Raw genomic sequence first — 15,802 nt, 5'->3', positions numbered from 1 at the left:
CTGCTTTGTTTTTACTCACCTCCAAGTTCTATCCAAACGGGGCAGTGGTCGCTGGTTTTTTCCCAGCCGCGTACGTGGCGGTCAACCCCGGCGGCCAACAGGCGACCCTCCAGGCTGGGGCTCAGCAAAAAGTGGTCGATACGTAAACCGGCGTTACGGCCGTACGCGTTGCGGAAATAATCAAAAAAAGTGTAGATCACTTCATCGGGGTAAAGCTTGCGCAGGGCATCTGTCCAGCCCTGGTCTACCAGGTTTTTAAAGGCCAGCCGGGTTTCGGGTCTAAAAAGCGCATCGTCCAGCCAGCGCTCGGGTTTGTATACGTCCAGCTCGGTGGGCATCACATTATAATCGCCCGTTAAAACCACAGGCAAGCCCGATGCGATCAGCCCGGCGGCATGGCTGGCCAGGCGCTGAAACCAGCCCAGTTTATAATCAAACTTTGGCCCCGGCGCAGGGTTGCCGTTTGGTAAGTACAGGCAGCCGATAACCACATCGTTAATAACCGCTTCTATGTAGCGGCTTTGTATATCTTCCGGGTCGCCGGGCAGGCCCTGGCGCAGCTCTTTAATTTCCAGGCCGCGGGCCAGTATGGCAACGCCGTTCCAGCTTTTTTGCCCGTGCCAAATGGCATTGTAACCGGCATCGTTTATAGCTTGCAGCGGAAAATTCTCCTGTGGTGCTTTTAGTTCCTGCAGGCAAACCACGTCGGGCTGGGTTTCCTGCAGCCAGCGCAGTAATACCGGCAGCCGGCCATTTACACCGTTAACATTATAGGTAGCTATTTTCATATGGGCTGTTTTGGGGATGTGGCGGATAGATGCGACCACGGTATCAAAGCTATCAAAACGCTGCAAAAGATAAAAGTATGTGCAGCGTATAAATGCAAAAACCCCAAATGTTAAACTTGAGGTTTGCGGTGGGGCCCTGTAAGGGCACCCGCTTATATATCGAACCGGATGCGGTTAAGCAGCCAGTAGTTGTTTTATAAACGAGAGGTTCTTTTTGCGTTGCTGCTCGGCTTTGTATTTCTGCAGGTCGGCGTCTATGATTCTTTTCAATTCAATATCGAATGCTTTTAACAGGATAGTGGTGTGTACTGAAGTTTTCATATTCTTAGCGTTTTTTGTTTTAGTTGATACTTAGATATAATAAGAACAATGCCAAAATTCGAGAGGGTATATTTTTAAAGAAAACCGCCTTTAACAGGCATTCAGTGCCTATTTTACTGTATGGTAAAACATACAAACCGGTATTACGTTTAGGATAAATGCGGCCAAATATAATCACCTGCAAAGGCCTTATATTTGCTGCTGTTAATAAACATTAAATCACCATGAAATACACCGCATCGCGCCTGTCTGAAGGCAATAAAGTATTCCCCGCCGAAATTTATACCGAAGAGAACGGCGTTACCATTAAGATCCCCGGCTTGTTTAGCAGCGATACCACAACCATTGCTTACGAAAGCATATCGGCGGTTGAAATAGATACGCCGCTAATAGGCTTTTCCACAATCCGTTTTTACCATAGCGGTAATAAGGTGGAGGCGCACGGCTTCACTAAAGACGACGTAGAGGAAATAAAGACCTACATAGAAAGCGGGCGCAACCGGGCGAGAGGGTAGTTAGTTTGCCGGAGAGTGCTTGCCAATAGCATATAGGTTAAAGGCTATGTGTACACTAAAGCACTATAAAAGCTTGTATACCTATGTTAACCCCGCAAAAATATAACTTACTGATTGATAGTATTTTATAAAGTTAACATCTGGAATTGTGTTAACTTTTGTAAACTTTTTTATCCTAATTGAAACCGGCGCTATTTTTTAATGATATAAAAATGAATGGTTTTCCGGGTAACAAAGCCCAGGCTTTCGTAAACCCGGATGGCGCGCTTATTATCATAACGTACATGTAAAAACGGGATCTCCCCGGCGGCGAGGATCCGCTTCACCTGGAATTGCAATACTTTTTTTGCGTAGCCGCGCCCCAGGTAATCGGGGTGTGTACAAACAGCGCTGGCTTCGGCATAATTAAACACATGCATGCGCTGCCCAGCCATGGCAACCAGGTTATCGCCATCAAATATGCCGTGGTAATGCCCAAAATCAATAGTACGTGCTGCAAAGGGGCCGGGGTTGGTGAGCTTGGTCAGGGCCAGCATTTGCGGCACGTGCGCTTCGGTTAAAGGGACAAGTTCTGCCTGCGCGTCAATGGCGTCAACAGTGCTTTGGTTATGCACCATCTGCAAACACCTGATGTACAGCGGCACTTGCCAGGGCGCGGGGATCTCCATTTCTACAGGCGAGATAAAGCCGTAGGCCCTATCGGCAGGCGCCAACTCATACAGCTGCTGAAAGTTAGCCGCGGTGTTTTCTTCGAAGCCAACAAAGGGCGAAACCTCCTCGTCAAAATACCTGATCTGCCCGCTACCCTTGGCGAGATTTTTATTGCCCGAAATTAGGGCGTTCCAGGCGGGGTTATCCAGTACGTGGTCCATGTGTTTATACTATGGGGTAATAGTACAAAAAAGATAGGTACGCCCAAACGCGCAATTAAAACGGGACATAATAATGACACGCCGCGCCTAAATGATTATTTTTACCCGTCTATCCTCAACAACTTGCGCTACTTTTTTCATATCGGTTACCTCGGCACCAATTACCACGGCTGGCAAAAACACCCGGACGGCATCAGCGTTCAGCAGGTTTTAGAGGCCTGCCTTAGCCAGGTATTTAAAAAACCAACTTACATAACCGGTTGCGGCCGCACCGATGCGCAGGTACATGCCAGCCAGTTCTTTTTCCATATGGATGCAGATGAGCCCTGGGATTTCGACCTGGTCTTCCGGATGAACAATATCCTGCCGGATGATATCTCGGTTTTTGACATCATCCCCATGGAGGGCCTGCCACACGCCCGCTTTGACGCCACCGAGCGCAGCTACGATTATTTTATCCATACCTATAAAGACCCTTTTCTGAGCAATTTTAGTTCGATGTACCTGGTTAAGGATTGGGATGTAAGCAACATGCAGCGCGCCGCCGGGTTATTGCTCAACTATACCGATTATCACGCCTTTTGCAAAATGCCTGGCCGGAACGAGCACACCATCTGCAACATCAGCGAAGCAACGATCTTTATCGATAGCACGGGTGATAGGCTGCGATTCCATATTTCGGCGAACCGCTTTTTAGGGCGCATGGTGCGCATTATCACCGGTAAGCTGATGGAGATAGGTACCGGCAAATTAAGCGTTGATGAATTTGAGGCACACCTCATCAATCCGCAATTGCTGCAGTTGATCAAACCAGCCTATCCGCAGGGATTGTATCTTAGTAAAATAAAGTACCCGTACTTAGATCTGCCGCTACGCAGCGATTTTACCCAGATGCTTGCCGGCGGGGCAAATGGATGGGTAACCAATAGTTAAACTACCTGATGAAGAAATTAGCCTATATACTTTTATGCCTGTTATATTGCCTACCGCTAAGCGCTCAAAAACAGGCGGCAGTCCCTGAAAAACCCTGGTGGAAGCAAAATAACCTGCGGGTGATACAAACCAACCTGCCCGATTACGAAGCCGCTACCCTGAACCCTGATTCGCTGGTGGCCGATCTGGTGCATTTTTCGGCAAATACACTCATCATCAACGCGGGTGGCATTATGGCGTTTTATCCCACAAAACTCGATCTGCAATACACCAACCCTTATATGAAACCCAACATGCTGGGCGATGTGGTGCGTAAATGCCACGAAAAAGGTATTAAGGTGATCGTTCGGTTTGATTTTAGCCGCGTGCACGAAAGTATTTTTAAGGCCCACCCGGATTGGTGCTATATTTCGCCAAAAGGCGAGCGTATCATCAATACCAATATGTACGCGGTATCTATCAACGCGCCTTATGTACAGCAGGGCGCGTTTAAAATTATGGGCGAAGTGATGGATCTGTACCCTATCGACGGGATCTTTTTAAATATGCCCGGCTACCAGGTAAACAATGCCTACGAAGGCAAATACCTCGGCATCGATCAGAACGAAGCCGATAAGAAACGCTTTTACGAATATAGCCACGGACTAACCCTTCCAACCGAAGAAAACCCAACCGATCCCACGTACATCAAATACCTCGAATTTAAAAAGCACACCGGCGACGATTGGTCCAAACGCCTGTACGACCTGGTAAAATCAAAGAACAGACAGATAGCCATTTGCACCTATACCGAGAAGTATGTAGATATCATCCGCCACGAATCGCAGGCCAATAACGGCGTGCCATACTGGCCGTACACAGCATCGGACAATGTGAATAACGCTTCGCATTCCTTCCCCGATCATATCATCAGCAACGCCAGCATTCAGCAAATAGGGTTTCAGTCGAGGTATAATGCGGTGGAGCCTGCAGAGGTTGCTATCCGTTTGTATGAAAATATTACCAACGGTTCGGGGCTTGATCTGAGCCTGATGGGCGATATGCGGGGCTACGAGGATGAACGCAATTTTAGCGTTATCAGCAAAGTGTACGCGCTCCATAAAAAACATGAGCAGTATTTTGGAAATTATACCTCCACCGCAAAAGTGGCGCTAATAGCACCCGGACTATGGCCCGGCGGCCTCCCCATGCAGGAGCACCGCGGCATACAGCTGATGCTGAAAGAAGCGCATATACCCTTCGATATCATCGTAAGCGAACAGATAGAGAACCAAGCGGATAAAATTAAAGAATACGGACTGATCATCCTGCCGGAAACAACCGGGCTCACCGCGGCTGCCATACAGGTTTTGAAAGATGCCCTTGCCCGTGGCAGTAACATCATTGCCACTAACACCGCAATGAGCGATAATCCGCAAGCCCTGCTGGATATTTTTGCAGCAAAGGCAATAGCCAAAGATTACGATGGCAGCGGCAATTACCTGCAGCCCGATAACGCCGCCATTTTTAAGCGATTGAAGTTGCAGCGCATGATCATGCTGAAATACAACCTGGCGCAATATGATCTCGCTGCTGCAGACAGCCATTACCTGCCTATCCTTAGCAAAGGCCGCCCCGGCCCGCCCGAGATTATTGGCGGGCATACGCTAACGGGCAATTATGCCATGGCGATGAAGAAAAACGGGAAAGGCACAGCGGTAATATTACCGTTTAACATTGGCCGCCTGTATTACCAAAACGGCTACCAGGAACACAAGAATATTTTTTTAGATGTGATGGAGCATGTTTACCCCCAAGCCATGCAGGATGTAATTACCAACGCGCCCGAAAAGGTAGAAGTAATAGTACAGCAATACGGCAAAAACAACGCCACCGCGAGCAGTAAAAGAGACGGGCTGATCTTGCACCTGGTAAATATTACCGGCTTTAGCGGCGCAAGCTATTTTGAGCCCTTACCCGTGTACGGATTAAATTTTAAGATCCGTTGCGATTTTAAACCGAAAGAGGTAGTAATGTTGGCTACGCATCAGCCTATAAAATTCACCTGGCAAAATGGAATGGTGAATTTTGCGGTTAAAAGCCTTGCGGATTATGGGGCGGTGTTGATAAATAAATAATTCATAACCCAATCGTCATGTTGAACCTGTTTAAACACCCCATCATAAAAGTAACTACTACGCTAAACGGCTTTGCACACCCGCGAGCCTTGCATGTGGGATCCTGAAATAAATTCAGGATGACGGTTGGATAGCGCTTTACACTACCTCAAACAAATGAAAGCCATACGGCTCAATAATTAAAAACTTCTCGTTGCTGCCAACAGTAAACTCCCGCTCCGCCCAATGGTCGTATACCTTATCAAGCTCATTATTATGCTCTCTAAAGGCATACCAGGTTAAAAAGGCTTCTTCGGCACTAAAGTTAAAAACACAGAACAACTGCTTGCCGTTATGCTGGCGCAGGTAACCCGCTACATGGATATTATAGGGTGCCAGCCAGGTGATGTTGGAATGATCGGCCACTACAGGCAATTTCCTGCGGATACTGATCAGTTTCTGCGTTGCCGCGAAGATCCTTTGCTCGGCGGTGCCGGGTTTATCTATCAGTTTGTTCTTTTTCCAATCAATAACGGGGCGGTGCATCCAGCGGTTATCGTAGCTTTTGCCTGGGTCGGTTAAGTAAGAGTAATCGTTGGTGTAACCCAGCTCATCGCCATAAAATAGCATGGGCACCCCTCCTAAAAAGAAACTATGCGCCTGCATCAATAGAATTTTACTTAGCGCGGTTTCGACGGCGGGTTGGTCTTTCTCTGCCGAAGCTTTTTCCAGTCCGCACATAGCAGCCAGCGAACCGCTTATGCGGGCATCGCCCGTTTTGGGGTTTACCGAGAACAGCGCCCCGGTTGAGGGGCTGCCCGGGAATTTACCCGAATAGTATTCCCACAAAAACCGGCGATGCTCATACGGCTCAAATCCACCCATCCTGATGATGTTATCATCATATGCCAGCCCGATATCATCGTGGCAGCGGGTGTAGGTTATCCAGGTTGCGCCATGCGGTTTCTGTGCAATATCGTGCTGGGCACCCAGCATTACGCGGATGGTGCCGGTGGCCAGCATATCCCATTGCAGCGCCATTTGGGTGGCGTTGTAGGCGAAATCGCATTCCTTGCCTTTAAATAGCCCGGTGCCAAAATATTTCATGATATCTTTTGGCGCGGCAATAGCTTCGGCCAGCAGGGCCATGCCGGGGGTTGCTGCAAGCACGCATTGTTTTATCAGGCGTAAAATGGTGTGTGTTTCGGGCAGGTTCTGGCAAATGGTGCCTAATTGTTTCCAGATAAAGATAGGGGCATCTATCCTCAGGATATCCACACCCAAATTGGCGTAGAACAATACCGTATCTACCATATCAACAAATACGGCTGGGTTGGTGTAGTTCAGGTCCCACTGGTAGCCGTGGAAAACCGTCATCACCCATTTATTACACTCGGGCACAAACGTAAAATTGCCGGGCGAGCTTTCCGGGAAGATCTCGGGCATGTGGCGCTCAAACTGCTCCGGTATGGGGCTGTCGGCATCGTACATGTAAAAGTAGTCCTGGTATTTGGCATCGCCTTGTTTGGCTTTCTCTGCCCATTCGTGGCGGCTGGAGGTATGGTTCAGCACAATATCCACCATCAGGTACATATCCGCTGCTATCATTTTTTGCTGCAGGGTGCCAAGGTCTTTCATGGTGCCAAAGCGTTTATCCACCTTCCGGAAATCGGATACCGCGTAACCACCGTCGCTTTCACCTTCGGGGCTTTCAAATATGGGGAGGAGGTGTAAAAAGTTTACGCCAAGCTTTTCAAAGTAATCCAGTTTATTGCCCAGGTTTTTCAGATTGCCGCAAAAGCGGTCAACGTACAGGCTCATGCCGGTAATGTCGTTACTCAGGAACCAATCGCCCAGGGCGGCCTTTTCATCGTCTTTTCTTTTTAAGGCGGCGCCGCGTGCCACGTAGGCTTTTATCACCACATCTATCAGTTGATGAAAAAGCTGTTCGCCAGCCGGGTGCCGGGCATATAATTCGTTATAAAGCTCCTGCATGGTTGCCGCGCTGGCTATCATCCGCACATAAAAGGCGTTATCCGCGCCGGCTATGTCTATCTTGTTCCTTTTTAAGGCAGCGTTAACCTGTTGATGTAATTGCGAATTATACACGGTGTCAGAATTTATATTTTATCAAAAAATTAATGCCCGCCGCCTACGGGTATAGCCACCTCGTCGGCATCGGTAACCACGTTTTTTTTAATGCGGGTTGTTGCCAGCGCGGCTAATAACAGCAGTACGCCGGCAAAGTTTATCGCGTTTGCGGGGTCATCGCCAAGCAGGTGCTTGTAAATATACCCAAAGCTAAGGGTTTGTAATATCATGGGCACTACTATCATCATATTTATAATGCCCATGTATACCCCGTAACGCTCTTTGGGGATGCTGCCCACCACCATAATGTAAGGCACGCCCATCATGCTGGCCCAGGCAACGCCGAAGCCAATCATCGGTGCAAATAAAAGTGTAGGATTGGTAATGTGTACAAACAGCAGCAAGGCTATACCCGCCATGGCTAAACAGGCGATATGGACATATTTAGCGCTGAATTTTCGCGCCAGCCAAACCAGGCCAAAGGCCGAGCAAAAGGTGATGATATTGTAAAAGCCGTTCACTTCGCCGGTTAAAACTACCGCTTGCTCGTACAGGTGCTTGTCGCCATCGGGCGTGGTATGAAACACCGATTTGGCAATACTGAGCGATACGAACTGCCAGTAACAAAACATGGCGTACCATTGAAAAAGGTAAACCAGCGCCAGTTTCCACATTACCGGTGGCATGTCTTTTATCGCAGCAAAAATTTCTTTGATGGGTTCAAAAGCGCCCCGCTTTCGGGCTTTCAGTTCGGCGAGCTCTTCTTCGGTGGGCGGGATCTCCGGCGTGGTTAGTACCGACCATATCACCGATACGATAGAACAAACGGCCCCTACAAAAAACGAACCGAACACCCAATACGGGATACCCGAGCGGCCATCATCGGTAAGGGTTTCGCCTTTAATGATGCGCTGAAAAAAGCCCAGCGAAAGGTTGGCCAGCGTAATGCCCAAACCGGTAAAAAAGCTTTGGGTGAGAAAACCCATGGCGCGTTGCTTCTCGGGCAGTTTATCGGCTATAAAGGCGCGGTAAGGTTCCATGGCGGTATTGTTAGCAGCATCCAGTATCCAGAGCAAACCCGCGGCCATCCAAAGCGATTTACTAAAGGGGAACGCGAACAGGCAAAGGCTGCAAAAAATAGCGCCGATTAAAAAGAAAGGCTTGCGCCTGCCCCAGCGCGGGCTCCAGGTTTTGTCACTTAAAGCACCTATAATGGGCTGGATAAGTAAGCCCGTCATCGGCCCTGCTAAGTTTAACAGGGGGAGGTCCTCCGGGCGTGCATGCAGAAAGGTATACAAGGGGTTGATGGCGCTTTGCTGCAAGCCAAAACTATATTGGATGCCGAAAAAACCAACGTTCATGTTGATGATCTGCCAAAAGCTGAGTTTCGGTTTAAAAAATGCCATAATAAGAGGTATGGTTAGGAATAATTGGTTGATTACAAGAGCAGAACAATATACGATTAGCTTTTACAGGATAAAATTTATCGCTATTAAAAAGGGATTATTTATCGCATCAATTAAATAAGCCACGGGCCATTTGCCGATTATGTAAAATTAAGCTGTGCTATGCCTGGATATTTGGAGGTGCGGTAATTTATATCCAATTTACAACCGGCAGGCAACGGTATTTTACAACCATACGAAGCCGTGATTTATGAACTAAATAGTATGAGCGGCATTACTGATATCCAAACCCTCCTGAAAACCATGACGCCCGAACTGAATGCGGGAGAATATGTTTTTTGTGCGGTGCCAACAGTTGATGGGATCAATATGAAAGATGTTATCTGTTTTTTCAGGGAGGCGGAGGCGATAACCATTATAATCAACAAGGAAACCGCGGATGCCTTAGGCCTGTCATACGATTATGTTGCTGCCTGGATAACATTAACCGTCCATTCATCTTTACAAGCGGTTGGTTTAACCGCCGCATTTTCGGCAGCGCTGGCTAAAGCGGCTATCAGTTGCAATGTAATAGCAGGGTATTATCATGACCATATTTTTGTGACTTACGGCGATGCAGAAAAGGCAATGGAGGCTTTGAAAGCCCTGCAGGATTAATTTAGTCCCCCTCTTCCTGCAAACGCTCCTCTTCCAGGTCGAGGCGGTTCTCGATGATGCGGATGATGTCATCGTCGAAAGCGTCATTTGTGCGGAAGGTATGCAGGGCGGTACGTTCGTGCTCCATCACTTCCATCATCACCTTTTTAAAGCGTTGCATCATCTCATTGGTTTCTGCGCGCTTTTCGGCATCATTGGCCGAAGCTTTAAAAAGCTCTACCTTATATTTAAATAATTCGTGCCTGCTTTTCAGCATCGTATTGTTATCGAGGTCGGTTTTGTATTCGTCGCTAAGTTTGGCAACGGCTGCCGAATACAGCTGCATTTCTATTTCCAGCAACTGCTGCTCGTCTGTTTTTTCGTTTTCCAGGCCTCCTGGTTTTATCCATTTAATTACCAGGGGCAGCGTAAAGCCTTGCCCCACCAGCGTAATAATGATCACCATAAAAGTAATGAACAATATGAGGTTACGATTTGGAAAGGGGTGCCCATTCAGCATCAGGGGGATTGAAAGGGCCGAAGCCAGCGAAACCACCCCGCGCATACCTACCCAGCTTAAAACAACCGGGTTGCGCCAGCCGGGTTTGTTTTGGGCTACAGTAATATACCTGCTGATGAATTTGGTAAACACGGCCGAAAACAAAGCCGAAACTAATCGCACCAATATAACCACACCCGTAATGATGAGGGCGATTTTAAAGGCTTCGCCCATAGATACTGCTTTAACGCCTTCAATAATGCCCGGTAACTGCAGGCCTATCAGGAAAAACACCACGGCATTCAGCATAAAAACGATAGATGGCCAAACCGCGTTTGATTTTAGGCGGCTGCTATGGCTAAGCACATAATGATTTTTGTAAGAAATGAATAGCCCGCCTGTAACCACCGCGAGCACGCCGGACGAATGCACGGTTTCTGCAGCCAGGTAAATGAGATAAGGCAATACCAGGGCAAAGGCGATATCCAAATTGCTATTGGTAGGTACCCAGCGGTAAATGGCGTAAAACACCAGGCCAAGCACCAAGCCAATGGCAATGCCCGATAGGGTAACCAGCACAAAACCGCCGGCCGCGTTGTACCAAACAAAACTGCTGCTGATGATGGCAGCCAGCGCGAAGCGGAAGATAACCAAGCTGGATGCATCGTTCAATAAACTTTCGCCCTCCAGTATAGCTACCATTCCTTTTGGCAATTTGGTGAACTGCAGTACCGATGTTGCCGCGGCAGCATCTGGCGGGGAGATGATAGCACCTAATAAAAACCCCTGCGCTAAAGTAAACCCCGGTATGAGTAGCCAGCTGACCCAGGCCACGGCACCCGCTGTAAGCAGTACAAAACCCAATGCCATCACAATAATAATTCGGCGCCATTTCCACAGCGCCTTCCATGATGTGTTTTGGGCCGCATCGTATAAAACAGGCGGTAGTATGATCAGGAAAACCAGGTCGGGGTTAATCTGCACATCGGGGATACCCGGAATAAAGCTGATGACCAGCCCGGCTATCACCAAAAAGATGGGGTAAGCTACTTTTAACTTTTTTGAAAGCACCACCAAAAACGAAACGCTAAGGATGAGGCTTAAGCAAAGGAGTAAAATTTCGTGCATGTACAGGCGAAGCTAAGTATAGGTGAAATGAGCCTGTAAGTTAAATGTTTAAAACTGGAAATAAAAACAAGTGCGGGGACTGTAGGGTTATTCCCCTTTTTCTACCATTTTTTTTAATCCCTTAAAACCTTATCCCAACCTTTTTTTGAGCGCTTATACCTTTTTTCGGCATCGGGAATGCGATCCGGCAGGTAAAGAGCCAGCGCTCAGCTTAGTTCTTATAAGGCACCACGTTGGTTTTGTCGGTTATATCGCCAATAACGCTATCAAGCTCGTTTGCGGATAGTGTTAAATATCCTATGATCTCTTCCCTTGCTTCCGAATTGTCTATCGCATCGCTTAATAAAGGCACAAGGCCCATAATGCGGGCGAGCGGGGCCCTCACCAGGTGCGATTGCATCCAGGATATCTCTTTAAGTTTCTCGTTCTGTTGCTCTATAGCGTTGATGTACTTTAGCCGGTCGGTAATATCATTTGCCAAAATAATGCGGGCATTTTTCCCCTGGTACTGGATATTGGCGCTTTTGATATCAACCATAATAATCTCGCCGCTCTTTTTCACATGCCTGATAACGCCGGAGACGTTATACAGCGGATTGTCTTTATATTTATCTAAAATGTCATCCAGTTGTGGTATGTCTTCAGTCGGCCTGATATCTTTAATGGTCATGGATAAAAACTCCTCGCGGGTGTAGCCATACAGGTCTATTGCTGCCTGGTTCATATCCAAAAACCGCAGGGTATCCGTATCAAAAACCCAGTTTGGCAGCGGGCTTAGCTGGAATAGTTCGCTGTAGCGTTTTTGCGAATCCAGCAAAAGTCCTTCGGTTTGCTTGCGCTCTGTTATATCCTTAAAATAAACAGATAGCCCGTTGGCAGATGGGAAGGCGCTTATTTCGTACCACTTTTTTAAAGGCGGATAGTAATCTTCGAAATGTACAGGCTTGTTGATCTCTAAAGCAAGGTGGTATTTATTGTACGATTCGGAGCCGATAGCATCTGCAAATATGTCCCACAAATTATTTTGCAGCATTTCGTCTTTTGATTTAAACAACACCTTTTCAGCCGTCTTGTTCCAGTAGTTCACCACCCAGTTTTTGTCTACCGCGAAGAAAGCGTCACCAATACTTTCCAGTATCACGTTCCTTTCTTCCAGCGCAGTTTTGGCGTTAATTTCTGCTTTTACGCGGGCATCAATATCCTGGAAACTGCCGTAAATCCTAACGCATTTGCCGTCAACAAATTCCGGTTCGCCTACCACCCTCACCCAACGGGTGTTGCCTTTGGCGGTAATTATTTGCAATTCTACATCGGTAGGGCTGCCTTTTTGGATGGATTCATCCAGTAACCGCACAATGGTATCCCTGTAGTCCCCTTCCCGGTAAAAAGCAATACCACTTTTTAAGTCGGGCTGAAAATTGGGCTCTACTTCATGAATTTGCTTGGTTATTTTAGACCAGTAAACGGTCCCTTTTTGCAGATCTATCTCCCAGCCGCCCACCATGGCCAGGCTGGTGACCTTTCCAAGCAGGTTCTTAAGTTTTTTCTTATCGGTTATATCCTTGCCAACGGCAAATATTAAGCCCTCTTCGCTTGCGTTGCTGGCCGTCCACGAGAGCCAGATCACCTTGCCCGATTTGGTAACAAAGCGATTTTCGAAATATAGCGTTTGCTTTTGGTTGATGAAGCTTTTTAGCCGGGTTTTGCTGGTTTCCAGTTCATCCGGGTGCAGAAAACCGCCCAGCGCTGTTGATAGGATCTCCTCTTCAGAGTATTCCAGCAGGGCGCTCATCGCGGGGTTAACCTTTTTAAAACGATGATCGGTGCCGATGATACAAAGGATATCCGGCGCAAAGTTAAATACCTGGTTTAGCTCCTGCTCCAGCTGCTTCCTTTTTATTTCGGCACCAAAATAGGTGCTAAAATCTGTAAATAGCTTTGTTAAATTATCGTCGGCCTCTTCGCCCTCGCCCAAGCCAAGCAGCAGTGCACCAATTGTTACATTGCCGGATATAAGAGGTATAGCATAGGCTTTTTTTAAGCCCACTTCGGCTGCTGCATCTTTCCTTACAAAATCATTTCTTTTATCAAGATCATCCCAAAACTGTACTTTGTTGGTTTTCCATGCCGCCCCGGGAAGCCCTTCACCCTTAACAAATCCCTTTAAATGCGGGGTTTTTTGGTAAAATGCTTTCATCTCATCGGTGTGAGCAACATAAGAAACCAGGCTGATCCTGTTTTTATCGGCACCTATGAGCCAGATCTCGGCAAATTTAAAATGCCCATAGATAACTAATCTATCCAGCATCCGGTCCAACGCTACCGGCAGCTCCATTTGCTCGTTAAACAACAGGCTGATATCGGCGAATAAGGCACTTTGCAGCTCTTCGTTCTTGCGTGTTGTTACATCGCGTTCTATCGAGATCCAATGGGTGTACCAGCCATGTTCGTCGGCAACGGGTGTGAGCGTAAAATTGATCCAAAACTCTTCCCCGCTTTTTTTATAGTTCAATAAGGTTGCTTCGCAGGGCTGCCAGCTCCGGATGGACCTGCTTAAACGGGCAAGTTCTTCTTTATCAGTTTTAGGCCCCTGAAAAATGCGCGGCGAGAGGCCAACCACTTCTTTTGCCGTGTAGCCGGTCATTTTAGTGAAGGCTTCGTTTACGTATAAAATGCGCGGCCCCGGGTCATCAAACGGCTCGGCTTCGGTAATTAATACCGAATCGGTAGTGTTGGTTATTACCGATTCTAATAGTTTTAAATGATGTTCTTCTTTCTTTTGTTTAGTAATATCCCTGATAAATACCGATACGCCGCCGGCCGAGGGGTACACCCGGTTTTCCTGCCAAAGCTGTAGCGGGGCGTAAAAATCTTCGTTGCAAACGTATTTTTTTTCGATAAGCGCGGTTTGGATAGCCTGGTACGTTGCGGATCCAACGGCATCCGGAAAAACGTCCCAGATGTATTTCCCAAGGAGCGATCTCAGCTCCATTTTCACCATTTTCAATACCTGCTTATTGGCGTAGGTGTAACACAAATGCTCATCCAGCGATATAAAACCGTCTGTCATGGTGTCCAGCAACTCGTTTATCTGGTAGCTCTGCTTCTTAAATTCAAATTCGGTTTTTTTCTGCTCGGAGATATCGGCAAAGTTGCAAACTATCGCTTCTATGCCGGGCTCATGAAGCATGTTGGTAAAGGTGCTTTGCAGCCAGATGTAGTGCCCCTGGCCATGTTTTAACCTAAAACTGCAGTTTTGCGGAACGCCGGTATCTAAAACGCTCTGCATTAAGCCGGTAACATATGGGCGCTCGTCAGGATGTATGGCGGTAGGGAGGACGGGAGGATACCGATCGGCATCTGTCCAGCCATTAATTTTACGGGCAGAGTGACTACTGTACAAAATGCCGAAGGATGTATCGAGCAGCAGCAGGCCGAAATAGCTATTTTCCAATAGCTTTTCGATGCGAATGTCGGTGTCTATCAACCTTTGGTTTATCATGCAACAGAATCAAAAACTAAAAGGAGCTAAACGGGGGGACGAGTGGCTATAAACAAAGCTAAATATTAATAGCGGTTTATTTTTACCGGTACAGTTTATTGTTAACATACAGTACTATAGCTACTTAAATTGAGTTTTTTGCAACTATCTGTAAATAAACAGATGATGCTGGCAAAATTGGTAGCTTGTTGTACGTTGCAGCCGGTATAAGGTTTCTAAAACGTGGTAAATAAAATTAAAAAGGAGTCTTATTTCAGCGCCTTTTTTATGGCTTTATCCGTTGCCCCGGCCATAATTTTATAGCCAGCCACATTAGGGTGCACACCATCGAGGGTTAGTTCGGCTTTTTGGCCGTTGCGGCTATCTGCAAGCGGGGTAAAATAATCAAGCAGGGTGATGTTGTTGGCAGCAGCGAAGTCTGTTATCTGTTTGTTAAGCGCTATGATCTTACCGGCTGGCTCAAGGCCTTTTCGCCAGGGGTATTCGTACACGGGCAGGTAGGCGCATAGTATCACTTTAATATGGTTCAGTTGTGCCAGTTCCACCATCGAGCGGATGTTATCCATAATGCGGTTGATGGTTACATGCCCCTGTGTACCTGCAAGATCGTTACTGCCCGCCAGTATAATTACCGCCGCCGGGTTAAGGTTTATCACATCCTGCCTGAAACGGAGCAGTAATTGCGGCGAGATCTGCCCGCTTATGCCGCGGTTGATGTATTGTTTATTATTAAAATATTCGGGCACCAGGGCTTTCCAGCGCTCAAAAATAGAACTCCCTAAAAAAACCACACGCTTATCGCCCGGTGCGGGGAAGGGGAGCGCTTTATTTTCGGCTTCATAATGGCGCAGGTCGGCCCAGTCGTCGCTAAAGTCTTCTTTTACCGCTATAGCTTTCTTAACTGTATCGGGCGCTTGCTGGGCAACCAGGGTAGTTGATAGTAACAGGGCCGGCAACAACAGGGCTAATTTCATTACAACAGGCTTAATGTGTGGATAGGCAAAGCTACATTCAA

The 15,802-nt window shown here is 47.4% G+C and carries 12 protein-coding genes; 4 read left to right on the top strand and 8 right to left on the bottom strand.

Going from position 1 to position 15,802, the window contains the following annotated elements; genetic code table 11:
* Positions 1–11: 11 nt before the first annotated feature.
* Together xth and IDJ77_RS05875 are read right to left on the bottom strand one after the other, a co-directional pair.
* Positions 12–788: an exodeoxyribonuclease III gene (xth, locus tag IDJ77_RS05880; protein ID WP_191188490.1), complete on the bottom strand. Its 777-nt coding sequence runs from the start codon at positions 786–788 to the stop codon at positions 12–14.
* Between the two features lie 174 nt (positions 789–962).
* Complete coding sequence (locus IDJ77_RS05875; RefSeq protein ID WP_191188016.1) at positions 963–1,109, bottom strand: hypothetical protein; 147 nt, start codon at positions 1,107–1,109, stop codon at positions 963–965.
* A gap of 224 nt (positions 1,110–1,333) precedes the next feature.
* Here IDJ77_RS05875 and IDJ77_RS05870 point away from each other — a divergent pair, with 224 nt between their 5' ends.
* Positions 1,334–1,624, top strand: coding sequence for a PH domain-containing protein (locus IDJ77_RS05870; RefSeq protein ID WP_191188015.1), 291 nt, complete (start codon positions 1,334–1,336; stop codon positions 1,622–1,624).
* A 191-nt stretch (positions 1,625–1,815) separates the two neighbouring features.
* Here IDJ77_RS05870 and IDJ77_RS05865 read toward each other — a convergent pair whose 3' ends face one another.
* On the bottom strand, positions 1,816–2,496 hold the full coding sequence (locus IDJ77_RS05865; RefSeq protein WP_191188014.1) for a GNAT family N-acetyltransferase: 681 nt from the start codon (positions 2,494–2,496) through the stop codon (positions 1,816–1,818).
* Here IDJ77_RS05865 and IDJ77_RS05860 point away from each other — a divergent pair, their 5' ends adjacent.
* The gene (locus IDJ77_RS05860) at positions 2,497–3,429 is read left to right on the top strand and encodes a tRNA pseudouridine synthase A (protein ID WP_317174308.1); all 933 of its coding nucleotides are present in this window, start codon (positions 2,497–2,499) and stop codon (positions 3,427–3,429) included.
* A gap of 8 nt (positions 3,430–3,437) precedes the next feature.
* A complete protein-coding gene (locus tag IDJ77_RS05855; protein ID WP_191188013.1) occupies positions 3,438–5,546 on the top strand; it encodes an alpha-amylase family protein in 2,109 nt (702 codons plus the stop codon).
* A 138-nt stretch (positions 5,547–5,684) separates the two neighbouring features.
* Here IDJ77_RS05855 and IDJ77_RS05850 read toward each other — a convergent pair whose 3' ends face one another.
* Both IDJ77_RS05850 and IDJ77_RS05845 read right to left on the bottom strand, forming a co-directional pair.
* The gene (locus tag IDJ77_RS05850) at positions 5,685–7,634 is read right to left on the bottom strand and encodes an amylosucrase (protein ID WP_191188012.1); all 1,950 of its coding nucleotides are present in this window, start codon (positions 7,632–7,634) and stop codon (positions 5,685–5,687) included.
* A gap of 29 nt (positions 7,635–7,663) precedes the next feature.
* A complete protein-coding gene (locus IDJ77_RS05845; protein WP_191188011.1) occupies positions 7,664–9,022 on the bottom strand; it encodes an MFS transporter in 1,359 nt (452 codons plus the stop codon).
* Positions 9,023–9,286: 264 nt separating this feature from the next.
* On the opposite strand from IDJ77_RS05845, the gene IDJ77_RS05840 reads away from it, so the two are divergent.
* Positions 9,287–9,679, top strand: a complete 393-nt coding sequence (locus IDJ77_RS05840) for an ACT domain-containing protein (protein WP_191188010.1) — start codon at positions 9,287–9,289, stop codon at positions 9,677–9,679.
* Position 9,680: 1 nt separating this feature from the next.
* On the opposite strand, the gene IDJ77_RS05835 is transcribed toward IDJ77_RS05840, so the two are convergent.
* The 3 genes from IDJ77_RS05835 to IDJ77_RS05825 form a co-directional block, all read right to left on the bottom strand.
* Positions 9,681–11,285, bottom strand: coding sequence for a Na+/H+ antiporter (locus IDJ77_RS05835; protein ID WP_191188009.1), 1,605 nt, complete (start codon positions 11,283–11,285; stop codon positions 9,681–9,683).
* A 211-nt stretch (positions 11,286–11,496) separates the two neighbouring features.
* Entirely contained in the window at positions 11,497–14,787 is a 3,291-nt protein-coding gene (locus tag IDJ77_RS05830; protein ID WP_191188008.1) for a PAS domain S-box protein, read from the bottom strand.
* Between the two features lie 248 nt (positions 14,788–15,035).
* Positions 15,036–15,761 (bottom strand): SGNH/GDSL hydrolase family protein, encoded by a 726-nt coding sequence (locus tag IDJ77_RS05825; RefSeq protein WP_191188007.1) that lies wholly within the window; start codon positions 15,759–15,761, stop codon positions 15,036–15,038.
* Between the last annotated feature and the right edge of the window lie 41 nt (positions 15,762–15,802).

This window comes from Mucilaginibacter pankratovii (genome assembly GCF_014773265.1).
GTDB lineage: Bacteria > Bacteroidota > Bacteroidia > Sphingobacteriales > Sphingobacteriaceae > Mucilaginibacter > Mucilaginibacter pankratovii.
The sequence above is the reverse complement of the archived record's forward strand: the minus strand, read 5'-3'. Positions and strand labels throughout refer to the sequence as shown.